This is a genomic window from Pseudophaeobacter sp. C1-32P7 (genome assembly GCF_041008775.1).
GTDB classification, from domain to species: Bacteria; Pseudomonadota; Alphaproteobacteria; order Rhodobacterales; family Rhodobacteraceae; genus Phycobacter; species Phycobacter gallaeciensis_A.
Window position 1 is genome coordinate 53,732 of the sequence record NZ_JAXGFR010000005.1, and the last position, 26,102, is coordinate 79,833.

The following is a 26,102-nucleotide window of genomic DNA, read 5'->3' on the forward strand; positions in this document are numbered from 1 at the left end:
ACAGGCTCAACCCATACTATCATTCATTCTTCCCCAGAGCGCCTCAGCTGCCTGTACTCCACCCTGATAATTTTCTCGATTGATTTAACTTGGATCATTCCCAACCCCTTTTCTGACATCCATTCACTGAGCTGTTTGGCTTGTTCGGAAACCCTACCAGCAAGCTCATCGCGTTCTGCCCTTAAACGCAACTCCGCAAGGATATCCTCCTTGTTTGAGGGTCGGCCCCTCGGTCTTACTGGCGGTGCCTGATCAGGGAACCAGAAGCGTGGCAAGGGCCAGCCCTGCTTAATCGCAAACTCTTCCAACCAGTCTTTTGTAACGTCTGTTTCAGGCGCGGGGAGCGATGTTAAGTCATCGACGTCGCCTACAGGAACAAAACCTTCTGTCCTCCAATTTCTTCCCGGTGCAAGATTTACATGTGCCCTTTGCAGCTCCGCCTCAATCACCTTCTGGGGAAGCCCCACTGTGCGCTCCCGATACCATTCTTGTGCAATGACGTTGATCGGCAGAATCCTCACATTCCTATAAGGGTCGGTTGGCAAATCTTCACTCTCTCCAAGTATTCTCGCTTGCGCTCCAAGTTAAAGCCACGTCCGTAGCGTGTTCCAACGCCTCCAACGCTGCTCCACCCGCCGATGTTGTCGATAAGCTCCAATGGGGCACCAACGTCCCTCAGGCGGTCCCTCATTGTATGCCGGAAACAATGGCAGGTTAGGTGATCGTAGGACTTTGAAAGGTGTTTGTTAAGCGTGTTACTCGCATGGGTAGCGACGAAGCCGGTCTCCTTCTTCCAACGAGGGAAGACAAAAGCCTGCTTACCAGTCCTCTCTTGAAGCATATGCATCGCCTCAAGGGCAGCCCCAATTAGCGGAATCTCCCGCTCAGAGTTTCGTGTCTTGAGCCTCCTCAGCGGGTGGGGAGTGATACGCATTACCGCTTCACCCAAACAAACGTCCTCCCACCGCAAGCCAACGACCTCAGCCAGCCGCGCACCTGTCTCCCCGAGGATCGGCAGAACCAATCTTGTGTCTTTCCCAGACGCCAGAGCCTCTTTGTACATCGAGGCTAGTTGCTCGCTTGAGAATACAGATCTACGGGTGGCGTCTTTGCCTTCGTGCGGGATGTTCAATCGGGCAAAGGGGTTTCGCTTATCCTCTTCCTGTTCATGAAAGCCGAACTCGAACACTGCATGAAGTGACTGGATGCGACGCCTGACTGTTGCACTCTTGTTCCCTTTTTCGAGAAGGGCCTGAACCAGTAGCCTTGCTTCTGCCCTTGTGTACTGAGCGATATCCTTGTTCCCGCAGATATCCAGAAGCGCCGCCACAGCTAGGCGGACAGGACGTTCACAGATATCCCTGAGGGCAAGATACTGTTCGAGACAAGCGGCAAGGTCCATCGACTTTGGTGATAGGCTCTGGGCAAGCCTCTGCACATCAACGGGGACCACGTTGTCAGAAGACCATAGTACATCGAGTTTGGAACTTAGAACACTGCTTGTCTTTGCTGCCTTGTCTTCGTCACGTCCAAGGTTCACTCGAACCAGAGTGCAGCCGAAAGCTTCCGCCACCCCCTTTGGCACCCTGCGATTGTAGTAAAAAGTCTCCCCACGTCTAACCATGTGACGCAATTTGTGTACCATCTGAAACTCCAAGCTTTGAATAAGACTCGGACAACAAACAGCTTTTTGGGGGATTATGGTGCCCAGGAGAGGACTCGAACCTCCACGTCCATACGGACACTAGCACCTGAAGCTAGCGCGTCTACCAATTCCGCCACCTGGGCAGGTGTCGTGCAGCGGCGTATACGCACCGGCGGCGGGAGCGTCAAACGGATTTTTGCATCCGGTGGCAATTTGCAGCCGGATTCCGGGCCCCGCGGCCGGGACCCCGTGAAGGCCGGGGCCTGTGGCGGCGGTAAAGCCAGCGATTTATCATGAAACTGTGGGTCCGGACACGATTTTGCGCCTTGTTTGAAACCCGCTGGCCCGGTAGATCGGGTCAAGAGCTAACTGCAGGAGCCAAAAGATGTCCAAACTGGTCACGATCTATGGCGGATCTGGTTTTGTCGGTCGATACATTGCGCGCCGGATGGCCAAGGAAGGCTGGCGGGTCCGGGTCGCCGTGCGCCGCCCGAACGAGGCGATGCACGTAAAACCCTACGGTGTGCCCGGTCAGGTTGAGCCTGTCTTCTGCAATATCCGCGACGATGCCTCTGTCGCGGCGGTAATGCAGGGCGCGGATGCGGTTGTGAACTGCGTCGGCGTTCTGAACGAGCTGGGCAAGAATACCTTTGATGCCGTCCAGGCCGAAGGCGCGGGCCGCATCGCCCGGATCGCTGCCGGACAGGGTGTCCAGCAGCTGGTACATATCTCTGCCCTTGGCGCCGATGCCGAAAGCGACAGCGAATATGCCCGCAGCAAGGCCGCAGGCGAAGCCGCCGTTCAGGAGGCTTTCCCGGCTGCAGTGATCCTGCGTCCCTCGATCATCTTTGGCACCGAAGATCAGTTCTTCAACCGCTTCGCCTCGATGACACGGCTGTCGCCTGTGCTGCCGATTGCCTGCGGCAAGACCCTGTTCCAGCCGGTCTATGTGGATGATGTGGCGCGCGCCGCCGTTGCCGGTGTGCTGGGCCAGGCCGAGCCGGGTATCTACGAGCTGGGCGGGCCGGAAGTGAAGAGCTTTGCCGCACTGATGCAAGAGATGCTGTCGGTCATCCATCGCCGTCGTTTGGTGCTGTCGCTGCCGCGATTTGTTGCCGGTATCGTGGCTTTCGGGTTTGACGTGCTTCAGGCCGCCAGCTTCCAGCTGATCGAGAACAAGGTGCTGACCCGCGACCAACTGAAGAACCTGCGCCGCGACAATGTGGTGTCCGAGGGCGCCAAAGGGTTCGCCGATCTGGGGATCGAGCCGGAACTGATGGGGCCGATCCTGCCGGATTACCTGTGGAAATTCCGTCCCTCCGGGCAATACGACGTGATGACCGCTTCGGCCCGCAATCTGAAGGGCGACGCCTGATCGCATTGGCGGCAGGTCCATATAAGATCATGAAGCGCGGTCCATCTGGTGCCGCGCTTTTTCTTTGTCTGATCGGTGCAGAGGGATCTCAGCTATAGGCGACGATCAGCAGCACAACGCCCAGAACCACCCGGTAGATCACATAGGGGGTGAAGCTGACCGATCTCAGCAGCCGCATCATCAGGCTAAGGGCTGCAAGGGCCGAGACCAGCGCCAGCACGGCGGCGATGGCGGCGTCGCGCATCAGGGCGGTATTTGCCTCGACCGCGACTTCAGCCCCCAGCAGAACGCCCGAGGCGATAATGGTGGGGATCGACATCAGCATGGCAATCCGTGCGCCCTCGGTGCGGGTATAGCCCAACTGCCGGGCACCGGTGATGGTGATGCCGGACCGCGAGGTGCCGGGGATCAGCGCGATCATTTGCCACAACCCCATGATCAGCGCATCACGCAGGCCCCAGTCTTGTGCGGATTTAAGGCTCGCGCCCTTCTGATCGGCGACATAAAGGACAATGCCAAAGATCAGCATGGTCCAGCCGATGACCGCAGTTGAGCGTAGCGCGTCGCTGAAGCCGGTGAAATGCAGGGCGGCGCCGAACAGGACCGTGGGGATTGTTGCGACGATCAGCCCCAGCGCCAGTCGGGCACCTTCGGTGTCTACATGTCCGCAGGCCAGACGCGGCAACCCCATCAAGCCGGTGCGCACATCTTTCCAGAAATAGATCACCACGGCCGCCAGTGTGCCGAGGTGAACGGCCACGTCGATCACCTGCCCCTGATCGTCCAGCCCGGTCAGCGCAGGCAGCAGAATCAGGTGCCCGGAGGAGGAAATCGGCAGGAATTCGGTGATGCCCTGAATGAGGGCGACCAGGACGAGTTGAAAGAGAGGCATGGCCGGGCGCTCCTGTATCGGACCGGAGGGGTCCTAAGCGGTCAATTTTCTTTAGTAAATTTGCGCCCGGATGGGAAGCGCAGCACTTAGGTCCGATTCGGATCTAAAATCACTGTACTTTTTTGCTCCAGCGGGTATCAGAAAGCGAGAACTGACAAAATAGGTCAGTACAGTTGACTTTTAATCCGCCGCGCTTCGATCTATGACGACCGGAGCAAGCTAAAAATGGAGTCCCCCCGTGGCCAAGCAACCAATGCTCAAATTCGTGCAGATCGAACGCGACATGCCCGAGAAGCGGACCGCGGAAGCGCGCAAGGAAGATTTCGACGAAATCTATGCGGAGTTCGCCCAGGCGAAGGCAGAAGAGCAGGCCAGCCGCTGCAGCCAGTGTGGCGTGCCCTATTGCCAGTCCCATTGTCCGCTGCATAACAACATCCCCGACTGGCTGCGTCTGACCGCGACCGGCCGCTTGGAAGAAGCCTATGCCACCAGCCAGGCGACCAACACCTTCCCCGAGATCTGCGGCCGCATCTGCCCGCAGGACCGCCTGTGCGAAGGCAACTGTGTCATTGAGCAATCCGGCCATGGCACGGTCACCATCGGCGCGGTGGAGAAATACATCACTGACACCGCCTGGGAAAACGGCTGGGTTAAACCCTTTGCGCCGCTTCATGAGCGTAGCGAAAGCGTTGGCATCATCGGTGCCGGCCCCGGTGGTCTGGCAGCTGCGGACATGCTGCGCCGCGCGGGCGTGCAGGTCACCATCTATGACCGCTATGATCGGGCCGGCGGGCTGCTGACCTACGGCATTCCCGGCTTCAAGCTGGAAAAAGACGTGGTGATGCGCCGCAACAAACTGCTCGAAGACAGCGGCGTTACCTTCGTGATGAACTGCAACGTGGGCGAGGACATTTCCTTTGCCGATCTCCGGGCCAAGCATGACGCGGTGATCATTGCCACCGGCGTCTACAAATCCCGCGATCTGGCCATGCCGGGCAGCGGCGCGGCAGGCATCGTCAAGGCGATCGACTTCCTGACCGTTTCCAACAAGCGCAGCTTTGGCGACACGGTTGCCGAATTCGACAGCGGTGAGCTGAATGCCGAAGGCAAGAAGGTCGTCGTGATCGGCGGCGGTGATACCGCGATGGACTGCGTGCGGACCTCGATCCGCGAAGGCGCGACATCGGTGAAATGTCTCTACCGCCGCGACCGTGCCAACATGCCCGGTTCGCAGCGCGAAGTGCAGAACGCCGAGGAAGAAGGCGTCGTCTTCGAATGGCTGTCGGCGCCCAAGGGATTTGCCGATACGGATGGCAAGGTGACTGGCGTGATGGTGCAGAAAATGCGCCTGGGTGCCCCCGATGCCACCGGCCGTCAGGCCCCCGAGGTGATCGAAGGTGCCGACTATGTCGAAGAGGCCGATCTGGTGATCAAGGCGCTGGGCTTTGAACCCGAAGATCTGCCTACCCTCTGGGGCCAGCCCGAATTGCCGGTCACCCGCTGGGGTACCGTCAAGGCCGAGTTCAAATCCGGCGCAACCGATCTGCCCGGCGTCTATGCCGTGGGCGATATCGTGCGCGGTGCGAGCCTGGTGGTCTGGGCCATCAAGGATGGCCGTGACTGTGCCGAGGCGATCCTGGAGCGGTTCAACGCAAAGGCAGCCGTCGCAGCTGAATAACCAAAGACTTCGGTCCCACGCGGATGCGCGCCCCTGAAACAGGCGAGGCGCCCCCGCCAGGCAAAGGAAAATGACATGACGAAATATGATGCAGAATGGGTCCGCGCCGAAGAAGCCAAGCGCAAGTGGATGGCAGAAAACGGTCTCTATTCCGAGGAAGAAGAGCATTCTTCCTGCGGTGTGGGTCTGGTCGTCTCGCAGGATGGCAGCGCCAGCCGCAAGGTGGTCGAAGCCGGTATCAACGCGCTGAAGGCGATCTGGCACCGCGGTGCGGTCGATGCCGATGGCAAGACCGGCGATGGTGCGGGCATCCACGTGCAGATCCCGGTTCCCTTCTTCTATGACCAGATCAAGCGCACCGGCCACGAGCCGCACACCGATCAGCTGATCGCGGTTGGTCAGGTCTTCCTGCCGCGTACCGATTTCGGGGCTCAGGAAACCTGCCGGACCATCGTGGAAACCGAAGTTCTGCGCATGGGCTATTACATCTATGGCTGGCGCCACGTGCCGGTGGATGTGACCTGCCTGGGTGAAAAGGCCAACGCCACCCGCCCCGAGATCGAGCAGATCCTGATCTCCAACTCCAAGGGCGTGGACGAAGACACCTTTGAGCGGGAGCTTTACGTGATCCGTCGCCGGATCGAGAAAGCAGCTGCCGCTGCCGGGATTGGTGGTCTTTATATCGCGTCGCTGTCCTGCCGGTCGATCATCTACAAGGGCATGATGCTCGCCGAACAGGTTGCGGTTTTCTATCCCGACCTGATGGACGAACGCTTTGAATCTGCCTTTGCGATCTATCACCAGCGCTATTCCACCAATACCTTCCCGCAGTGGTGGCTGGCACAGCCGTTCCGCATGCTGGCCCACAATGGTGAGATCAACACGCTGAAGGGCAACGTCAACTGGATGAAGAGCCACGAGATCCGCATGGCCTCCTCCACTTTTGGCGACTACGCCGAGGACATCAAACCGATCATCGCGGGCGGGTCTTCCGACTCGGCGGCGCTGGATTCGGTGTTTGAGGTTCTGGTGCGCGCGGGCCGCTCCGCCCCCATGGCGAAAACCATGCTGGTACCCGAAAGCTGGTCGAAACAGGCGGTCGAACTGCCCGAAGCCTGGCGCGACATGTATTCCTACTGCAACTCCGTGATGGAGCCCTGGGATGGCCCGGCCGCGCTGGCAATGACAGATGGTCGCTGGGTCTGCGCCGGTCTGGACCGTAACGGCCTGCGCCCGATGCGCTATGTCGTCACTGGCGATGGTCTGGTGATCGCGGGGTCCGAAGCGGGCATGGTTCCGATCGACGAAGCCAACGTGGTGGAAAAGGGTGCGCTTGGCCCTGGTCAGATGCTGGCCGTGGACATGAAAAAGGGCAAGCTGTTCCACGACACCGAGATCAAGGACAAGCTGGCCGCCGCGCTGCCGTTCGGCGAGTGGGTTGAAAAGATCAACGATCTGGACGAGTCGCTTGCCACGGTGACGGAAAAGCCGCTGTTCCAGGGCGAAGAACTGCGCCGCCGCCAGATTGCTGCCGGTTACACCATCGAAGAACTGGAACAGATCCTTGCGCCGATGGCTGAGGACGGCAAGGAAACCCTCGCTTCGATGGGCGACGACACCCCGTCGGCGGTTCTCTCCAAGAAATACCGCCCGCTGTCGCATTTCTTCCGTCAGAACTTCAGCCAGGTGACCAACCCGCCGATCGACTCCCTGCGTGAATACCGGGTTATGTCGCTGAAAACGCGGTTCGGGAACCTCAAGAACGTTCTGGATGAGGACAGCAGCCAGACCGAGATCTTCGTTCTGGAAAGCCCCTTTGTCGGCAACGCCCAGTGGGACAAGCTGATGGAGAGCCTCAACGCGCCGCTGGTCGAGATCGACTGTACTTTCGTGGCAGGCAAAGGCTCGCTGAATGCGGCGCTCCAGCGCATTCGCGCCGAGGCTGAAGAGGCAGTGCGCTCCGGCTCTGGCCATATCGTTCTGACCGATCAGCATTCGAATGCGGACAAGGTTGCAATGCCGATGATCCTGGCGACCTCCGCCGTGCATTCGCATCTGACCCGCAAGGGTCTGCGGACCTTCTGTTCGCTGAACGTGCGTTCGGCCGAGTGTATCGACCCGCATTACTTTGCGGTGCTGATCGGCTGTGGCGCCACCGTGGTGAACGCATATCTGGCCGAGGATTCGCTGGCAGACCGTATCGAACGCGGCCTCTTGGACGGCAGCCTGACCGAGAACGTCAGCCGCTACCGCGAAGCCATTGACCAGGGCCTTTTGAAGATCATGGCCAAGATGGGCATCTCGGTGATCTCTTCCTATCGGGGCGGTCTCAACTTCGAGGCCGTAGGCCTGTCCCGCGCCATGTGCGCCGAATACTTCCCGGGTATGACCAGCCGGATTTCCGGCATCGGTGTGTCGGGTATCCAGGTCAAGGCCGAGGAAATCCACGGCACCGCATGGGCAGAGCAGCAGAACGTTCTGCCGATTGGCGGCTTTTACAAGGCGCGTAAATCGGGTGAGACCCACGCCTGGGAAGCCAGCTCGATGCATATGCTGCAGATGGCCTGCAACAAGGCGTCCTACGAGATGTGGAAGCAGTATTCGGCCAAGATGCAAAGCAATCCGCCGATCCATCTGCGTGACCTTCTGGACATCAAGCCGCTGGGCAAGCCGGTTCCGTTGGAGGAAGTGGAAAGCATTACCGCGATCCGTAAACGCTTTGTGACGCCGGGCATGTCGCTGGGGGCGCTGTCGCCCGAGGCGCATAAGACGCTGAACGTCGCAATGAACCGCATCGGCGCCAAATCGGATTCCGGTGAGGGTGGCGAGGATCCGGCACACTTCGTGCCGGAGCCCAATGGCGACAACCCGTCGGCCAAGATCAAACAGGTGGCTTCGGGCCGTTTCGGTGTCACCGCCGAATACCTGAACCAGTGTGAAGAGCTGGAGATCAAGGTCGCTCAAGGTGCCAAGCCGGGTGAAGGTGGTCAGCTGCCGGGGATGAAGGTCACCGACTTGATTGCCCGCCTGCGCCATTCGACCAAGGGCGTGACGCTGATTTCGCCGCCGCCGCACCACGATATCTACTCGATCGAGGATCTGGCGCAGCTGATCTATGACCTGAAACAGATCAACCCGCGCTGCAAGGTGACGGTGAAACTGGTGGCTTCCTCTGGTGTTGGCACCATTGCTGCTGGCGTTGCCAAGGCGAAGGCCGACATCATCCTGATCTCGGGCGCCAATGGCGGCACCGGTGCTTCGCCCGCGACCTCGATCAAATTCGCGGGTCTGCCCTGGGAAATGGGTCTGACCGAAGCGCATCAGGTGCTGGCGATGAACAACCTGCGGGGCCGCGTGACTCTGCGCACCGATGGTGGTCTGCGCACGGGACGCGACATCGTCATGGCCGCGATGATGGGCGCCGAGGAATACGGCATCGGTACCGCCGCGCTGATCGCGATGGGCTGTATCATGGTGCGTCAGTGCCAGTCGAACACCTGCCCGGTGGGCGTCTGCACCCAGGACGAAAGCCTGCGTGACAAGTTCACCGGCAACGCCGACAAGGTGGTGAACCTGATCACCTTCTACGCGCAGGAAGTGCGGGAAATCCTCGCTTCCATCGGTGCGCGCAGCCTGGATGAAGTGGTTGGCCGTGCGGATCTGCTGGCGCAGGTCTCCCGTGGGTCGGCGCATCTCGATGATCTCGACCTCAACCCGCTGCTGATCACCGTCGATGGCTCTGCCAGCATCGTCTACAACCGCGACAAGGACCGCAACGCGGTGCCGGATACGCTGGATGCGGAAATCGTGCGCGATGCGGCGCGGTTCCTGCAGGATGGCGAAAAGATGCAGCTGTCCTATGCGGTGCAGAACACCCACCGCACCGTGGGTACCCGCACGTCGAGCCATATCGTGCGCAACTTCGGCATGCGCAATTCCTTCCAGCCCAACCATCTGACGGTGAAGCTGCAAGGCTCGGCCGGTCAGTCCCTGGGGGCCTTTGCGGCGCCGGGTCTGAAACTGGAAGTGTCCGGTGATGCCAACGACTATGTCGGCAAGGGCCTGTCGGGTGGCATGATCGTCGTGCGTCCGCCGATGGCCTCGCCGCTGGTGGCAAGCGACAACACCATCGTTGGCAACACCGTGCTTTATGGCGCTACGGACGGTTACCTGTTCGCAGCGGGCCGCGCGGGCGAGCGTTTCGGGGTCCGCAACTCGGGCGCCAAGGTGGTGATCGAGGGCTGCGGCTCCAACGGTTGTGAGTATATGACCGGCGGTGTTGCGGTGATCCTGGGTTCGATCGGCGCCAACTTTGGCGCCGGCATGACCGGCGGCATGGCATATCTCTATGACCCCGAGGGCAAGGCCGAGACCATGATGAATATGGAATCTCTGGTCACCTGCCCGGTCACCGTGGCGCATTGGGAAGCGCAGCTGAAAGGCCTGATCGAGCGTCATCTTGAGGAAACCGGAAGCCGCAAGGCCGCGGAGATCCTGCAACACTGGGACATCGAGAAGGGTAATTTCCTGCAGGTTTGCCCCAAGGAAATGCTGAACAAGCTGGCGCATCCGATCTCGGAAGAGCAGGCTGCCGTTCCCGCCGAATAAGCCGAACGAAAACAACGCTATCAAATTGTCCCGCAGGCGACCCGCCTGCGGGGCTTTTTCTTTTTTGGGGAGTGTTTCTCCGAGTCACCCGAGCAGCAAGCCCCGGCGCCTACATCGCCTGACCCCTGCCTGTCCCGGGACAGGACCGGTTCAAGCACAATGGCGGTTTCCCCGCCTGCGGCGCGGAGCCTCCGCAATTCTGCCTGAGCCGTCCCTTTGTCCCGTGCCCGTTTTGGGCATGCGATGAGGGCTCCGGAGCAGCAGGCGGATTTCACGGTGGCAGCCACGGGTGGCTCTGCCGTATAGAGGGGGTATGGCGAAGGCAGCGAAGAAAAAGCCGGGCCCGCGCAGTGCGTCTCTGCTGCGCCGGATGACCTGGCCCTTGAGGTGGGTGCGCAAATGGGTTCTTAGAGCCTTTTTTGCGGCTGCCCTGCTGGCTGTGGCGTTGGTGGCGCTCTATTCGGTGGTGAACCCGCCGATCACCCATACGATCTGGAGCGAACAGCGCAGGCTGGGTGAGGTGGATCGGGAATGGGTCCCGTTTGACCATATCGCACCGGTCATGGCGCGCTCCGTCGTAGCGGCGGAAGATGCGCGGTATTGCCAGCATTGGGGTATTGATGTCACCGCGATCCGTGCGGCACTGGCTGAGGGCGGTCAGCGTGGCGGGTCGACGATTTCCCAGCAGGTGGTGAAGAACGTATTCCTCTGGCAGGGACGCAGCTGGATCCGCAAGGCGCTGGAAACACTGATGACTCCGCTGGTCGAGGCGATCTGGAGCAAGCGGCGCATTCTGGAGGTCTATCTGAACGTCGCGGAGATGGACGAAGGCGTCTTTGGCGTTGAGGCGGCGGCGCGGCAGTATTTCGGCGTCGGCCCTGATGCTTTGTCCGCGCGTCAGGCGGCGCTGATCGCGGCGGTGCTGCCGGATCCCAAGGGTAGATCGGCGTCGCGGCCGTCAAAATTCGTCCGTCAACGGGCGGCACAGATCCGGGATGGGGCGGCCACCATCCGCGCAGATGGACGATCAGCCTGTTTCGAGGATTGAAACTTTTGCCGCAAGCGGGCATTGCTGGTTCTATCCCGCACGCTTCAGGAGACTCCACCCGCCAATGGCACGCCTGTATCATGTCCCGCTCTCACCGTTTTGTCGCAAGGTCCGCTTGTCGCTGGCGGAAAAGAAGATCGAGGTCGAACTGGTCGAAGAACGCTATTGGGAGAAAGATCCCGATTTCCTGCGGCGCAACCCGGCGGCCAAGGTTCCGGTGGTACGTCTTGATGGCAAGATGATGTCGGAAAGCGCGGCGATCTGCGAATACTTGGAGGAAAGCCGCCCCGAACCGTCGCTGATGCCCTCTGATCCCGATGGCCGTTATGAGGTGCGCCGTCTGGTCAGCTGGTTCGATGACAAGTTCCACCACGAGGTGACCTCGAAACTGCTGTATGAGCGGGTCAACAAGAAGGTCACCGGCGAAGGCTATCCCGACAGCCGCAACGTCAAGGCTGGCGCCCGGGCGATCAAGTATCACCTGGATTACATGGCCTGGCTGCTGGACCACCGGCGCTGGCTGGCGGGGGACAGCATGACGCTGGCGGATTTTGCTGCCGCCGCGCATCTGTCATCGCTCGATTATATCTCCGATGTGGATTGGAACCGCTCTGCCGCCGTGAAGGATTGGTATGCCAAGATCAAGTCGCGCCCGGCATTCCGGTCGATCCTGGCTGATCAGATCCCCGGCTTCCGGCCGCCGCCGCATTATGCCGACCTCGATTTTTGATCTGCGCCTGCCGGTGTTGGCATGAGCGCTGCCCTGAAGGAAAAGCTGATCCGCCAGGCGCTGGACGAAGGGTTCGTCGCCTGCCGGATCTGCCGCCCGGGGGATGTGCCCGAGGTGCCCGCGCGGCTGCAGGCCTTTCTGGAGGCGGGGTATCACGGGCAGATGGGCTGGATGGCGGAGCGTAGCCATTGGCGCGGTGATCCGGCGCAGCTGTGGCCCGAGGCGAAATCGGTGATCATGCTCGCCGAAAGCTATACCCCCGACGAAGACCCAATGGCGGTTGTGGACCAGCCTGACCGGGGCGCGGTCTCGGTCTATGCGCGTGGCAAGGATTACCATGATCTGGTCAAGAAACGCCTGAAACGTCTGGCCCGCTGGCTGATTGCCGAGGCGGAGAAGGCGGGCGATCCTGCCGAGGTGAAGGTTTTTGTCGATACTGCGCCGGTGCCGGAAAAGCCGCTGGGGCAGGCGGCCGGGCTGGGCTGGCAAGGTAAACATACCAATCTGGTCAGCCGGGATTGGGGCAACTGGGCCTTCATAGGCTCTGTTTTTACCACGCTGGAGCTGCCGGTCGATGCGCCAGAGCGGGATCATTGCGGGTCTTGCCGATCCTGTCTTGCGGCCTGTCCGACAGATGCCTTTCCCGCGCCCTATCAACTGGATGCACGGCGCTGCATTTCCTATCTGACGATCGAGTACAAAGGCCCGATCGACGAAGAGCTGCGCGGCAAGATGGGCAACCGGATCTATGGCTGTGACGATTGTCTGGCCGCTTGCCCGTGGAACAAATTCGCGGTTGCAGCCAGCGACATGCGTTATGCCGCCCGCGAGGGGCTCAGCGCGCCGCGTCTGGCCGATTTGGCGGCGCTGGACGATACGGCGTTCCGGGCGATGTTCTCGGGCTCGCCGATCAAGCGGATCGGGCGGGATCGGTTTGTGCGCAATGTTCTATATGCCATCGGCAATTCTGGCGATCCCGCCCTTGGCCCGGTGGCGGCGCGGCTGACCGAGGATGCGGATCCCGTGGTCGCCGATGCCGCGCGCTGGGCGGTGCAGCGCATCAAAGGGAGTTGAAGCTTTTCACGCCTGTCGCCTCCGCGGCAGGCACGCGTCCGCCCGCCGCATGGCGGGCGATTAGGTGACATGCCTCAGTTGATCCATTGTTTCAGGCTCAGCCCGAAAAGCTTTAGCGGCCTTTCCAGACCGGATCGCGTTTTTCGGCAAAGGCGCGGGCGCCTTCCATCTGGTCTTCGCTGTCATAGAGCACATCGACCGAGCGCAATTGCCGCTGGGTGATCCGGTTCATCGCGTCCTGGAACTTGGAATCTTCGGCATCGCGCACGATTTCCTTGATCGCCGCATAGACCAGCGGCGGCCCCGAGGCGAGCAGCCGAGCCAGTTCCCAGGCACGGTCCATCAGCTGATCGGCGGCGACGATTTCATTCACCAGACCCCAGCGGTTCGCCTCTTCTGCGTCGAACCAGCGCCCGGTGAGCAAAAGCTCCATGGCGATGTGATAGGGGATGCGTTTGGGCAATTTGATCGAGGCCGCGTCGGCCACTGTTCCCGAGCGGATTTCCGGCAGGGCAAAGGTGGCGTGATCGGCAGCAAGGATCATGTCCGCCGACAGCGCCAGTTCCAGCCCGCCGCCGCAGGCAATGCCGTTCACGGCTGCGATCACCGGCTTGTTCATCTCGCGCATTTCCTGCAGGCCGCCGAAACCGCCAACGCCGTAGTTGCCATCGACGGCATCGCCATCAGCGGCAGCCTTCAGATCCCAGCCGGGACAGAAGAACTTGTCACCGCCACCTGTCACGATGGCCACGCGCAATTCGGGATCATCGCGGAATTCGCGGAACACCTCGCCCATGACAACACTGGTCTTCAGGTCGATGGCGTTGGCCTTTGGTCGGTCCAGCGTCACCTCAAGGATGGCGCCTTCGCGGCGGGTTTTGACGGGGCTCTGTGCGGTATCTGTGTCGGTCATCTCATCCAGTCCTTTCTGCGCATAAGCGCATCCGCCGCGATGGCATCGTCGGCGGTACAAATCAGCGGGTTGATCTCAATCTCTTCCAGTCCTTCGGCGTGGTCCAGCACATAAGAGCCGACCGCGCGAACGGCGCGCAGGATGGCCGCGCGGTTGGCGGCGGGTCTGCCCCGATAGCCGTCGAGCACCTGGGCGATCCGCAGGGAGCTGAGCGCAGCCTCGATGGCCGTGTCGCTGGCGGGCAGCAGCAGCGAGACGCTGTCCTGCATCAATTCGGTCAGGGTGCCACCAGCAGCCAGGGTCAGGACAAAGCCATGTGCAGGATCCTTCACCACGCCGATCAGCAGTTCGGCCACCGCATCCGTGATCATTTCTTCGACCAGGAAGGAGGAGGCAGGCATCTGCTCGGCGGCCGCGCTTACGGCGCCGCCGGACATCAGATTCAGAACCACGGCGCCCGCCTCGGTCTTGTGGGCAACGCCTTCACCTTTCAGCGCTACCGGGTAGCCAATGTCGGCTGCGCTGGCGCGCGCTGCGCCCGGTGTTTTTGCGCGATGGGATTTCGGGATGCGCAGTCCGTAATCCGCAAGGCACCGCTTGGCTTCGGCCTCAGGGATCAGATCGGGATCCACCGTCGGCGTGGGCAGCAACAGCGGCTCGGCAGCGGGCAGAGGGGATCCTGCGGCGGCTTCGCAGGCGATGATCGCTTCGCGTAATCCGCAGAAGGGCACCACGCCTGCCGCCATCAGCTGCGCCGCGACCTCCTCGGGCAGCAATTCGGGCAGGGAGGCTACCATCCCCACATTGGCGCCAGTCTGCTGGCGGGCGCCAATCGCGGCCTCAATCGCGCAGTCCCAGTCCGCGGCCGAGCAGCGATCGGGACGCGGGAAATCGACGATCAGCAGGGTCATCGCCAGCGATGGGTCCATCATCGCGGAAAAGGCGCGGGTCATCGCATCGACGTCGCGCCAGATATAGGTGTGGTAATCCAGCGGGTTGGCCAGTGCCACCATCGGTCCCAGCGCCGCGCGCAGGTTGGTCGTCTGGCGCTCGTTCAGCGGCGGAAAGACCACATCAAGGTCATGGGCCGTATCCGCCGCCAGACTGGCCTCGCCGCCAGAACAGCTGATCGAGGCGATCCGGTTTGAGGTCAGAGGCCCGGTGACGTGCAGCAGTTTCAGCGTCTCAAGGAAAGAAGAGAGATCATCGAGCCGCGCAATGCCAAGGCGGGCGAGCAGCGCCGCAGCCCCTGCATCCCCCCCGGCGACCGATGCGGTATGGGAGACGGTCGCTGCCTGGGCCTCGGCTGATTTTCCAACCTTGAGGGCAACAATGGGTTTGCCCAGCTCCCGGGCACGCTGGGCGAGGGCCTCGAAGGCCCGCAGATCGCCAAAGCCTTCGATATGCAGACCAAGGGCCGTCACCCGGTCGTCTTCCAGCAGGGCGGCGCCAATGTCGGCGATGCCGGACTGGGCCTGATTGCCCGCTGTCACCACATAGGCAAGGGGCAGACCACGTTGCTGCATGGTGAGGTTGATGGCGATGTTCGAACTTTGGGTAACGATGGCCACACCGCTGTCTGTGGGTTGCCCGCCATGCTGGTCCGGCCACAAAAGCGCGCCGTCCAGATAGTTGATGAAGCCATAGCAGTTCGGTCCGAGAATCGGCATCTCGGCTGCGGCCTCCAGCAATCGGGCCTGCAGGTCAGCGCCTTCGGCATCCTCGGCTTGGGCCTCGAGGAAACCGGAGGCGAAACAGACCGCGCCGCCGGCATTCCGGGCGGCAAGGTCGGCGACGATATCCACGGTGGCAAAGCGGTTCACCCCGATGAAACTGGCATCCGGTGCAGCGGGCAGATCCGCCACCGATGCATAGGCGGGCAGACCTGCAATCTCTTCGGCCTTGGGGTGAACCGGCCAGATCTGGCCAGCGAATCCCATCGACCGGCATTGCTCAACCACCAGCCGACACCAGTCGCCGCCGCCAATGACGGCGATTGTTTCGGGCCGCAACAGTCGTGACAGGCGCGGAGTCATGCTGAAACCCCATGCAAACTGAAAAATTTTGGGCCAAGGGCGGAATTATAGCCGCGCTGATAATGTTTCATTAACGAAATGATCCCTTTATGGTTGTGCGGATTGAGTAGGGATGCTTTAGACCGCGATTTCAGAACGCCCCCCGGTTCCTTTTGGGTCCGGGGGGTTGTCGTTTTTGAACTGCCTTTTTTCCCGGGAGATCGCTGCACTTTGGTTGCACAGGAACCCGACGGTATCAGGTCTGCGACAGAGGCGTACCGTAAACAGGTCGCGAAATCTGACCCAAATCCGGTGCTCATCCAATGAGTGAAAAACGGCCGGTAGCAGGGAAATATGGTCTTCACCACCGGGGGTTACCCGCCCAGAGGACGCAGCAACTCCCGGCTGATGATGTGGCGCTGGATTTCGCTGGTGCCTTCCCAGATCCGTTCAACCCGGGCATCGCGCCAGATACGCTCAAGCGGCAGTTCGTCCATCAGGCCCATGCCGCCGTGAATCTGGATCGCCTCATCCGCGACCATGGCCAGCATTTCAGTCGCCTTCAGTTTCGCCATGGACATGTCGCTTTCGGTGACGCTGCCCTGATCGAATTTCCAGCCTGCCTCCCAAGTCAGAAGGTTTGCTGCCTTCAGCTCGGTCGCCATATCCGCCAGTTTGAAGGACACGCCTTGGAATTTGCCGATCTGCTGGCCGAATTGCTTACGCTCGGCGGAGTATTCCACCGCGTGCTGCAAGGCGCGTTCAGCGCGGCCAAGGCAGGTGGCCGCAACCTGCAGTCGCGTTGCGCCTAGCCAAGTGTTTGCAACCTCAAACCCCTTGTCCACCTCACCCAGAATGGCGGATTTCGGCAGGCGGCAATCGTCGAATTCCAGCACCGCGTTGGTATAGCCGCGGTGACTGACATTGCGGTAGCCGTCGCGCACGCTGAAGCCCGGCGTGCCCTTGTCGACGAAAAAGGCGGTGATCTTCTTTTTCGGCCCGCGCGGGGTATCCTCTTCACCCGTGGCCATGAAGACGATGGCGAAATCGGCAATATCGGCGTGGCTGATGAAATGCTTGGTGCCGTTGAGGATGTAATCATCCCCATCCGCCCGCGCCGTGGCGGTCATGCCGCGCAGATCGGACCCGGCGCCCGGCTCTGTCATTGCCAGACAATCCCATTTTTCGCCCTTCATGCAGGGGTAGAGGTACTTTTCCTTCTGCTCATCCGTGCCGGCCAGCAGGATGTTCGACGGGCGCGCAACGCAGGTCCAGTGCAGCGCGTAGTTGGCGCGACCCAGTTCCTTTTCGTACATCAGCCAGCTGAGCGTATCGAGCCCGGCGCCACCCACCTCTTCCGGCATGTTGGCGGCATAAAGACCCGCTTCCATCGCCTTGGCCTGCAGCTCCTTGATCAGCTCCATCGGCAGATGACCGCTGCGCTCCACCTCAAGCTCATGCGGGTACAGCTCTTTTTCGACAAAGGCGCGGGTGGTGTCGACGATCATCGACTGTTCTTCGGTCATCCCAAACTGCATCTGCGGAATCCTTCTTGTTCGCTTGTCCGGGAGACTACGCGGAGTATAGGTAGGTTTCATGCGTAAATGGAGAAAACCATGCAAAGTTGGGTGAAAGATCGCGCCGCACCGCAGCAGGTGGATGTGCTGCTGTTTGATGATTTCTCGGGTCACTGTTTGGCCAATACAGTCGAGCCCATGCGCGCGGCCAATACGCTGGCCGGGCGGCAGATCTACGATTGGCGCTTTTTGACGCTGGAGGGCGGCACGGCGGTGTCGTCGGCGGGGATGGAGGTCAACGCGCGCGGGCGGCTCGCTGAATACGGCGGCGACATGCTGATCGCCATGCCCAGCTATCATTACCGGCCATTGGCCACCGATAAGGCGCTGCGCGGGCTGCGGGCAGCGGCGCGGCGCTACACGGTGATGGCGGGGTTTGATGCCGGGGCCTGGCTGCTGGCATCTGCGGGGCTATTGGACGGGCACCGGGCCACCATCCACTGGGAAGAGTTGCAGGGTTTCACCGAGGCCTTCCCCTCGGTCGATGCGCAGCGGCTGCGTTATGTGCGGGACGGGGATCGGGTCACCTGTTCTGGCGCGCTGGCTGCCTTCGAGCTGATGCTGGATCTGATCGCGGAACGCCACGGCCAAGCGCTGCGGCTGGAGCTTGCGGCGCTGTTCATGAGCCCGGAGGCCACTGGCGGTCAGGTTATCCCACTGGCCCGCAGCCGGTCGTTGGTGCGGGCCATCGACTTGATGCAGGCGAATCTGGAGATGCCGTTGCCCATCGGAGAGGTCGCCCGCCGGGTGGGCCGCAGTCAAAAGGATCTGGAGGCGCGGATGAAGGCGGAACTGGGCGCGCCGCCGCAAGCGGTCTATCGCAGGCTGCGGCTGATACAGGCGCGCAAACTGGTGCTGGAAACCACGCTCAGCGTGGCCGAGATTTCCCTGCGCTGCGGCTATGAGGATCCCAGCGCCATGACACGTGCCTTCCGGCAGGAATTCGGCAGCACCCCGCGCCAGATGCGCCGGGGGTAGGGGTCACGGGGCCGCTTGCCGGGCAGTGATCCACAGGTTCAGCCGCCAGATCCCCCAGGCCAGCGGAACCGCTGCCAGCCCGCCGATCACATAGGCCAGCGGTTCATCGGCAAAGCTCTCGAACAGTTGGGTATAGGCGTGGATGCCGCCAAAGGTCAGCGACGCATTGAACAGACCGCGTTCGTTGCGCATCGCCGCCCAGACCACCATGCCCGCCAGCGCCAGTGCCCAGAGGATGGAATAGAGATTGGCCGACAGCTCCAGCGCAGTGTCCCGGAACGCGGTGCGCGCGGCATTGAAGCTGTCCCAGTCCTGATGAACGCTGCCGTAATAGCGTCCCGGCCCCCAGATGGTTTCGCCCACGAAATCCCCCCAGAGCGAACCGACCAGCGCACAGAGGTTGGCCACCACAAAGGCCAGCATGACAAGAATGCGCAGATGCCGCGCAATGCGTTCCGGCTGGCTGCGGGTGAGCCACAGGCACAGGGCGATCAGCGCAGACATCTGCAGAATCGATAGGGTAGGTTCCGGGGAATAGAACACGTAGGCGGCGTGGAAATAGGCGCTGCCCGTTTCCAGCGCCTGAGCAAAAGGCGCCAGAGCAAAAGCGGTGACCAGCCGCACGTCGATCAGCGCGCCGATCCCCGCCAGCAGCGCCGCATAATACAGCATCTCAAAGTTGCGCAGCGGAGAACCGATATCGTGTTGTCTGCTCAGCGCTTCGATCCCGATGATATGGACGGCCAGCGCCATCAGGATCAGTGCCCCCAGCACGAAATGCGACGACAGCCCGCCGCGCCAGTACCGCAGGGCAAGAACTGCCAGCAGCAAACCACCCACGGGCCACAGGACCCAGCCCGCGATCTCTTCGTAATTGTCCATCAGTTCCAGCGTGGCGCCACCGATCAGCATGCCTGCGCCGATCAGCGTGGCAGCATTGCCGAACATGTGGAACATCTCGCCCCCCCGGGCCAGGATCGCCAGCCCGGTGAGGGTCATCAACAGGCCCGCAATCGCCACCGGCAGCGGGTCGGCCAGCCAGAAGATGAAGCCGCCCGTCGCCGCGAGGATCCCAAGGCACAGGATCACGTTGACCCCGAGGGTGATCATCGCTTCGCGGGCGCGGCTTTCGATGATGCGGGCCTGATCGGCGGTGATCACGCCCTCTGCCGTCAGACGGGTGGTATCGGCAATCGCATGCATCGGGCAGCCCTCATCAACAACTCATGCGGGGACAGGCCCCGCCTCAGCTTGCGTAAGTTGCCCCCTCGCTGTCCAGTACCGCCTTGATCTCGCGCATGTGCGCTTCGGCCTGACCGGGATAGGCGTCCAGCTCGGCGGCGGTCTTTTCGGCGACTTCGTCCGACAGATAGCGCAGCGGCTGGCCGGTCTGCAGGGCGCGGATATAGGTCTCGGCCGCGCGTTCGAAATAGTAGAGCCGGTTGAAGGTATCGCCGGGCGTGTCGCCGATCACCAGAACGCCATGGTTGCCCATGATCATCACCTTCTTCTTGGGATCGGTGAGCATGGCGGCGCAGCGGGCGCCTTCATCCTCGAAGGCAAGACCGCCATAGCCATCGTCGATCACGTAACGGTCGTAGAAGGTCGCGGTGTTCTGGTCGATGGCAGGCAGGTTGCTGTCGGCGAGAGAGGCCAGAACCGTGGCAAAGATCGAATGCACATGCATCACGCAGCGCGCGTGCGGGCACAGGCGGTGGATCGAGCCATGCAGCCCCCAGGCGGTGGGATCGGGTGCATCGGGCCGGTTCATCGTGGCCGGATCATCCGCATCCAGCAGCAACAGGTTCGAGGCGGTGATGCGGGCAAAATGCATCTGGTTGGCGTTCATCAGGAACCGCGTGCCTTCGGGGTTCACCGCGAGGCTGAAATGGTTCGCCACCCCTTCGTGCATATTGAGCCGCTCGGTCCAGCGGAAGGTCGCTGCAAGGTCCACCCGCTCCTGCCAGTGTTCTATATTCTGCCGGTCGACATCGGGGCGCAGATCCGTGACGGTCATGGGAACCTCTTCATATATCCAAATTAGAGCCTGTTTCAGGGCTCATTGATCATCCTGCCCCAGCCTCCTCCGCCGACAGGGAAGTGGCAAGGGGGATTTTTCGCTTTGTGCAGAAGGTGATCCTTTGATGACAGGATGCCTTCGGCCCTTGCACTTGTGAGCGCAATCAGAACAATTGGCGCATGACACAGACCGCATTTCCCAACTGGCCCGATTCCGCCCCGAAACTGATCGAAGTCGCCGCAGGCCGCGCGCCCGCAGATACGGTGATCCGTCAGGGCAGATGGGTGAATGTCCACACCCGTGAAGTGCTGGACGGGCACGACATCGCCATCGTCGCGGGGCGCATTGCCTATGTCGGGCCGGACGCCTCTTACTGCACCGGACCGGAGACAGAGGTGATCGAGGCCAACGGTCGTTTTATGGTTCCCGGCCTGTGCGATGCCCATATGCATATCGAATCCGGCATGTTGACCCCGGCGGAATTTGCCCGCGCGGTGATCCCGCATGGCACCACCTCGATGTTCACCGACCCGCATGAGATTGCCAATGTTCTGGGCCTTGATGGCGTGCGTATGATGCATGACGAGGCGCTGATGCAGCCGGTCAATATCTTCACCCAGATGCCCAGCTGCGCGCCGTCGGCGCCGGGGCTGGAAACCACCGGATATGAGATCACCGCCGAAGACGTGGCCGAGGCGATGACATGGCCCGGCATCATCGGTCTGGGTGAGATGATGAACTTCCCCGGCGTCGCCAACGCCGATCCCAAGATGCTGGCGGAAATCGCCGCCACCCAACGGGCAGGTAAAACAGTTGGCGGGCATTATGCCTCTCCCGATCTGGGACCGGATTTCGCGGCCTATGTGGCAGGTGGCCCTGCAGACGATCATGAAGGCACCTGCGAAGCGGACGCCATCGCCCGGGTCCGTCAGGGCATGCGGTCAATGATGCGGCTGGGCTCGGCTTGGTATGACGTCGAAAGCCAGATCACCGCTGTGACGGAAAAGGGCCTCGACCCGCGCAACTTCATTCTCTGCACCGATGATTGCCATTCCGGCACGCTGGTGCACGATGGCCATATGAACCGGGTGGTGCGCCACGCCATCGCCTGCGGCTGCGATCCGGTAATCGCGCTGCAGATGGCCACCATCAACACGGCGACGCACTTTGGGCTGGAGCGCGAGCTTGGCTCAATCACCCCTGGGCGGCGCGCGGATGTGATCCTGACCTCGGACCTGCGCGAATTGCCCATCGAACTGGTGATCGCGCGCGGGCAGATCGTGGCAGAAAACGGCTCTATTACTGTTGAATGCCCGCACTATGACTGGCCAGAGAGCGCCACCGGCACGGTGCATCTGGGCCACGCGCTGTCGGCGGGTGATTTTGAACTGAAGGCGCCGGAGGGGGCGAACTCGGTTACCGCCAATGTGATTGGCGTGGTGGAGAACCAGGCCCCGACCAAGGCGCTGAAGGCGGAATTGCCGGTGGTCGACGGGTTGGTCCAAGGCACCGGCGAGGTCTGCCAGATCGCGCTGGTCGAACGCCATCAGGCCACGGGCGGCGTCACCAATGCCTTCGTCTCGGGCTTTGGCTATCAGGGGTCCATGGCGATGGCTTCGACCGTGGCGCATGACAGCCACCACATGATCGTGGTTGGCACCGACCGGGAGCAGATGGCGCTGGCCGCAAATCGCCTGGCCGAGGTTGGCGGCGGTATCACCCTGTTCCGCGACGGAGAGGAGCTGGCGCTGGTCGAATTGCCCATCGCGGGCCTGATGTCCAGCAGCCCCGCGACCGAGGTTGCCGCCAAGGCGCAGAAGATGGTCGAGGCGATGGAGGCCTGTGGCTGCAAGCTGAACAACGCCTATATGCAGCATTCACTGCTGGCGCTGGTGGTGATCCCGGAACTGCGGATTTCGGACCTGGGGCTGGTGGATGTGCGTACATTCAAGAAAATCCCCGTGTTAGAGCCGATTTCATGACCACCATTCGCCTGCCTGAACATCCCGCCCCCGAGACATTCACCGACGCGGCGCAGGCCGTGGAGCGGCTGGAGCTGCTCTATCGGCAGGCCACGGAATTCCTGTGTGATGCCTTCCTTTCTGTGATGTCGGACACGGGACCGCAGGATCAGCGCATCCGCGCCTTCTATCCTGAAATCCGCTTTACCACTTCTTCCTTTGCGCAGGTGGATTCGCGGCTCAGCTTTGGCCACGTGTCGATGCCGGGCACCTATGCCACCACGGTGACGCGCCCGGATCTGTTCCGCAATTACCTGATCCAGCAGATCGGGTTGTTGATCAAGAACCACGGACAGCCGGTGACAATTGGTGCCTCCGATACGCCGATTCCAGTGCATTTCGCGGTGGCTGCACGTCCCGATCTGACGGTGCCGCAGGAAGGCGCCGCCGGGTTTACCCTGCGCGATGTGTTCGATGTGCCGGATCTGTCCACGACGAATGATGACATCGTCAACGGCACCCATCAGCCCGCCAATGGCAGCGGCCCCCTGTCGCTGTTCACCGCCCAGCGTGTCGATTATTCGCTGGCGCGGCTGGCCCATTACACGGCAACTGATCCGTCCCATTTCCAGAACCACGTGTTGTTCACCAACTACCAGTTCTACGTGGCCGAGTTCGAAGCCTATGCGCGCGCGCAGCTGGCCGATCCGGCCTCGGGCTACAGCAGTTTTGTCAGCACCGGCGATCATGAGATCACCGATGCAGATGCCGACATTCCAGCCATCGCCAAACTGCCGCAGATGCCGACCTACCATCTGAAACGGGCGGATGGCAGCGGCATCACGCTGGTTAATATCGGCGTTGGCCCGTCCAATGCCAAAACCGCCACCGATCATATCGCGGTGCTGCGGCCGCATGCCTGGCTGATGGTTGGCCATTGTGCCGGCCTCAGGAACACGCAGGCGCTGGGCGATTTCGTTCTGGCCCATGCGTACCTGCGCGAGGATCACGTGCTGGATGATGACCTGCCTGTCTGGACCCCGATCCCGGCGCTGGCGGAAATCCAGATCGCACTGGAACAGGCCGTGGCCGAAGTCACCGAGTTCGAAGGCTACGATCTGAAGCGGATCATGCGCACCGGCACCGTCGCCACCATCGACAATCGCAACTGGGAACTGCGCGACCAGTCCGGCCCGGTGCAGCGGCTCAGCCAGTCGCGCGCTATCGCGCTGGATATGGAAAGTGCGACGATCGCCGCAAATGGCTATCGCTTCCGGGTTCCCTATGGCACATTGCTCTGTGTCTCGGATAAGCCGCTGCATGGCGAGCTGAAGCTGCCCGGCATGGCGTCGGACTTCTATCAGACCCAGGTTGCGCGCCATTTGCAGATCGGAATTCGGGCAATGGAGCAGCTGCGCGGCATGCCATTGGAGCGGCTTCACAGCCGAAAACTGCGCTCTTTTGATGAAACGGCCTTCCTCTGAGGCTAGTTTTCCCCAAATTTCTGCGGAAATTCGCTTGTTTTCACGATCTTTGCTATCGCTACGCGTTGTGTTACCGCACAACATAACGATAATGTCACGCAATGAGGCCCCACAGTTCGGGCAGTTTTAAGGAGAGCTAAGAATGTCCAAACCGATGACCAAAACCCAGCTTGTCGCAGCGCTGGCTGAGGAAATGGGCAGCGATAAGAAAGCAGCTGGTGCCGCTCTGGACGCCGTCTGCGCGCTGATCACGCGTGAAGTTTCCAACGGCGGCGCCGTGACCCTGCCCGGTGTCGGAAAGATCTATTGCCGCGAGCGCCCCGAGCGCGAAGTGCGCAACCCTGCCACTGGCGAAAAGTTCATGAAAGAAGCCGACAAGGTTGTCAAAATGACCATCGCCAAGGCTCTGAAAGACAGCGTCAACGAAGACGCATAAGTCTCGGACCGGATTCTTTGGATCTGACAGGAATTTGGGTCGCCCTCGGGCGGCCCTTTCTTTTTGGGCCCAAGACCAGCCGGGATGTCTCACTGTGATGTGAGCGGGCCTTGCGCCCCGGCGCCATTTGCGGGACTGTCCGGGCAATTCAGGGGAGGATCAGCTTTGGACATTCGTGCAATCGCCATGGGGCTGACCTTTGCCCTGATGTGGTCCTCGGCTTTCACCTCTGCGCGGATCATCGTCGTGGATGCTTCGCCCCTGTTTTCCCTGGCGGTGCGGTTCCTGATCTCGGGCCTGATCGGAATTTCTATCGCGCTGGCTATGGGACAGACGTGGCGGCTGACCCGTGGTCAGTGGCGCGCGACCATCATTTTCGGGATTTGTCAGAATGCGCTGTATCTGGGGCTGAACTTTGTCGCCATGCAGACGATCGAAGCGTCGCTGGCGGCGATCATCGCCTCGACCATGCCGCTGCTGGTTGCGCTGGCCTCCTGGCTGGTGTTCCGGGAACGTCTGAAACCCCTGGGTATTGTCGGCCTTCTGGCCGGTGTTGTCGGCGTTGCCCTGATCATGGGCACCCGTATTAGCGCCGGGGTCGATCTGTTCGGCATGGCGCTTTGCGGTGTCGGCGTTCTGGCCCTGACCCTGGCAACCCTGGCCCTGCGCGGGGCCACATCGGGCGGCAATTTCATGATGGTGGTCGGGTTGCAGATGCTGATCGGATCGGCCTGCCTGTTTATCGCGGCGCCGCTGTTCGAGGATATCTTTGTAAATCCGACCCTGCCGCTGGCACTGGCCTTTGCCTATACTACGCTGGTGCCGGGGCTTGCCGCGACCTTTATCTGGGTGCTGCTGCTGAACCGCATTGGCGCGGTGCGTGCGGCCACCTTCCACTTTCTGAACCCGGTCTTCGGGGTGGCGATCGCCAGCCTTCTTTTGGGTGAAAAACTGGGGCCGCAAGATATTGTCGGGGTGCTGATTGTCACCGGCGGCATTCTGGCGGTGCAATTGTCCCGTCAGCCGGGCAGAGCGGCCAAAGTCGCAGCGAAACCCGCGGAATAGATTTCTGTTATCGCGGCAGGTTGGCTTCGACGGCGCGGGTGATCTGTCCCGACAGGGGCCGCGCAACCGATCCCCAGGTGCCCGCAACCGTGCCATCGGGGGCGATCAGGATCTTGTTGAAGTTCCAGCCCGGCTCAAATCCGGTTTCCGCCCGCACCGCCCGGAAGAACGGATGCGCCCCATCGCCCTGCACCGGGGTGATATCGGTCATCGGCAGGGTCAGATCATAGTTCAGGGCGCAGAATTCCTTGACCTCTTCGGCGCTGGACAATTCCTGTTTGAAATCATTCGACGGCACCGCCAGCACCACAAGGCCGCGGTCCTTGTATCGGTCATAGAGCGTTTGCAGCCCGTCGTATTGCTTGGTGAAGCCGCAGCGCGAGGCGGTGTTCACCACCAGAACCGGCTGCCCCCGGAAGGATGATATGTCGATTTTACCGCCATCGATGGAGGCAAAGACGCCCCCGACTGGTGCCGCCTGCACCATCTGCCCCACCATTAACAGCGCCGCCAATACCCACATTCGAACCATTTTCACTCTCCACTGTTGTTATCAGGGCTACGGAACGGGCACCGGTTTGGATCATTCCGGGATGCCCCGCT

General features: G+C 61.4%; 20 protein-coding genes and 1 tRNA gene. 11 read left to right on the top strand and 10 right to left on the bottom strand.

Annotation, left to right across the window (positions count from 1 at the left end; genetic code table 11):
• Positions 1 to 23: 23 nt before the first annotated feature.
• From SM763_RS08830 to SM763_RS08840, 3 genes are all read right to left on the bottom strand, one after another.
• The gene (locus SM763_RS08830) at positions 24 to 521 is read right to left on the bottom strand and encodes a hypothetical protein (RefSeq protein WP_368998265.1); all 498 of its coding nucleotides are present in this window, start codon (positions 519 to 521) and stop codon (positions 24 to 26) included.
• Entirely contained in the window at positions 518 to 1,645 is a 1,128-nt protein-coding gene (locus SM763_RS08835) for a tyrosine-type recombinase/integrase (RefSeq protein WP_368998266.1), read from the bottom strand. The genes SM763_RS08830 and SM763_RS08835 overlap by 4 nt, the downstream gene beginning before the upstream one ends.
• A 56-nt stretch (positions 1,646 to 1,701) precedes the next feature.
• Positions 1,702 to 1,788 (bottom strand) — tRNA-Leu (locus SM763_RS08840).
• A 242-nt stretch (positions 1,789 to 2,030) separates the two neighbouring features.
• Here SM763_RS08840 and SM763_RS08845 point away from each other — a divergent pair.
• Positions 2,031 to 3,020: a complex I NDUFA9 subunit family protein gene (locus SM763_RS08845; RefSeq protein ID WP_368998267.1), complete on the top strand. Its 990-nt coding sequence runs from the start codon at positions 2,031 to 2,033 to the stop codon at positions 3,018 to 3,020.
• Between the two features lie 88 nt (positions 3,021 to 3,108).
• Here the strand turns inward: SM763_RS08845 and SM763_RS08850 are convergent, their stop codons facing one another.
• A complete protein-coding gene (locus SM763_RS08850) occupies positions 3,109 to 3,912 on the bottom strand; it encodes an undecaprenyl-diphosphate phosphatase (protein WP_368998268.1) in 804 nt (267 codons plus the stop codon).
• A gap of 238 nt (positions 3,913 to 4,150) precedes the next feature.
• Here SM763_RS08850 and SM763_RS08855 point away from each other — a divergent pair, with 238 nt between their 5' ends.
• The 5 genes from SM763_RS08855 (at position 4,151) to queG (ending at position 13,050) form a co-directional block, all read left to right on the top strand.
• Positions 4,151 to 5,590, top strand: a complete 1,440-nt coding sequence (locus SM763_RS08855) for an NAD(P)-dependent oxidoreductase (RefSeq protein WP_274829981.1) — start codon at positions 4,151 to 4,153, stop codon at positions 5,588 to 5,590.
• A 75-nt stretch (positions 5,591 to 5,665) separates the two neighbouring features.
• The gene (gltB, locus tag SM763_RS08860; protein WP_274829980.1) at positions 5,666 to 10,198 is read left to right on the top strand and encodes a glutamate synthase large subunit; all 4,533 of its coding nucleotides are present in this window, start codon (positions 5,666 to 5,668) and stop codon (positions 10,196 to 10,198) included.
• A 313-nt stretch (positions 10,199 to 10,511) separates the two neighbouring features.
• Entirely contained in the window at positions 10,512 to 11,246 is a 735-nt protein-coding gene (gene mtgA, locus SM763_RS08865; RefSeq protein ID WP_065271983.1) for a monofunctional biosynthetic peptidoglycan transglycosylase, read from the top strand.
• Positions 11,247 to 11,310: 64 nt separating this feature from the next.
• Entirely contained in the window at positions 11,311 to 11,976 is a 666-nt protein-coding gene (gene fzlA / locus SM763_RS08870) for an FtsZ-binding protein FzlA (RefSeq protein WP_065271982.1), read from the top strand.
• 21 nt (positions 11,977 to 11,997) lie between these two features.
• Entirely contained in the window at positions 11,998 to 13,050 is a 1,053-nt protein-coding gene (gene queG, locus SM763_RS08875) for a tRNA epoxyqueuosine(34) reductase QueG (RefSeq protein ID WP_368998269.1), read from the top strand.
• A gap of 112 nt (positions 13,051 to 13,162) precedes the next feature.
• On the opposite strand, the gene SM763_RS08880 is transcribed toward queG, so the two are convergent.
• The 3 genes from SM763_RS08880 to SM763_RS08890 all read right to left on the bottom strand — a co-directional run bounded on the left by SM763_RS08880 (position 13,163) and on the right by SM763_RS08890 (position 17,516).
• Positions 13,163 to 13,963, bottom strand: a complete 801-nt coding sequence (locus tag SM763_RS08880; RefSeq protein WP_065271980.1) for a carnitinyl-CoA dehydratase — start codon at positions 13,961 to 13,963, stop codon at positions 13,163 to 13,165.
• Positions 13,960 to 15,999, bottom strand: coding sequence for an acetate--CoA ligase family protein (locus SM763_RS08885; RefSeq protein ID WP_368998270.1), 2,040 nt, complete (start codon positions 15,997 to 15,999; stop codon positions 13,960 to 13,962). Before SM763_RS08885 ends, SM763_RS08880 begins: the two co-directional genes overlap by 4 nt.
• Positions 16,000 to 16,352: 353 nt before the next feature.
• Positions 16,353 to 17,516, bottom strand: coding sequence for an acyl-CoA dehydrogenase family protein (locus tag SM763_RS08890; protein WP_065271978.1), 1,164 nt, complete (start codon positions 17,514 to 17,516; stop codon positions 16,353 to 16,355).
• Positions 17,517 to 17,594: 78 nt separating this feature from the next.
• On the opposite strand from SM763_RS08890, the gene SM763_RS08895 reads away from it, so the two are divergent.
• Entirely contained in the window at positions 17,595 to 18,533 is a 939-nt protein-coding gene (locus SM763_RS08895; protein ID WP_368998271.1) for a GlxA family transcriptional regulator, read from the top strand.
• 3 nt (positions 18,534 to 18,536) lie between these two features.
• Here the strand turns inward: SM763_RS08895 and SM763_RS08900 are convergent, their stop codons facing one another.
• Positions 18,537 to 19,736, bottom strand: a complete 1,200-nt coding sequence (locus SM763_RS08900) for a hypothetical protein (protein ID WP_368998272.1) — start codon at positions 19,734 to 19,736, stop codon at positions 18,537 to 18,539.
• A gap of 43 nt (positions 19,737 to 19,779) precedes the next feature.
• Complete coding sequence (locus SM763_RS08905; RefSeq protein WP_368998273.1) at positions 19,780 to 20,550, bottom strand: class II aldolase and adducin N-terminal domain-containing protein; 771 nt, start codon at positions 20,548 to 20,550, stop codon at positions 19,780 to 19,782.
• Positions 20,551 to 20,732: 182 nt separating this feature from the next.
• Between SM763_RS08905 and ade the strand changes: the two genes are divergently transcribed.
• The 4 genes from ade to SM763_RS08925 all read left to right on the top strand — a co-directional run bounded on the left by ade (position 20,733) and on the right by SM763_RS08925 (position 25,499).
• Positions 20,733 to 22,535, top strand: a complete 1,803-nt coding sequence (gene ade, locus SM763_RS08910; protein WP_368998274.1) for an adenine deaminase — start codon at positions 20,733 to 20,735, stop codon at positions 22,533 to 22,535.
• On the top strand, positions 22,532 to 23,998 hold the full coding sequence (locus tag SM763_RS08915) for an AMP nucleosidase (RefSeq protein ID WP_274838057.1): 1,467 nt from the start codon (positions 22,532 to 22,534) through the stop codon (positions 23,996 to 23,998). The genes ade and SM763_RS08915 overlap by 4 nt, the downstream gene beginning before the upstream one ends.
• Positions 23,999 to 24,140: 142 nt before the next feature.
• Complete coding sequence (locus tag SM763_RS08920) at positions 24,141 to 24,434, top strand: HU family DNA-binding protein (protein ID WP_065271973.1); 294 nt, start codon at positions 24,141 to 24,143, stop codon at positions 24,432 to 24,434.
• A gap of 165 nt (positions 24,435 to 24,599) precedes the next feature.
• The gene (locus SM763_RS08925) at positions 24,600 to 25,499 is read left to right on the top strand and encodes a DMT family transporter (protein WP_368998275.1); all 900 of its coding nucleotides are present in this window, start codon (positions 24,600 to 24,602) and stop codon (positions 25,497 to 25,499) included.
• A gap of 7 nt (positions 25,500 to 25,506) precedes the next feature.
• Here the strand turns inward: SM763_RS08925 and SM763_RS08930 are convergent, their stop codons facing one another.
• Entirely contained in the window at positions 25,507 to 26,031 is a 525-nt protein-coding gene (locus SM763_RS08930) for a glutathione peroxidase (RefSeq protein ID WP_490363272.1), read from the bottom strand.
• Positions 26,032 to 26,102 lie beyond the last annotated feature (71 nt).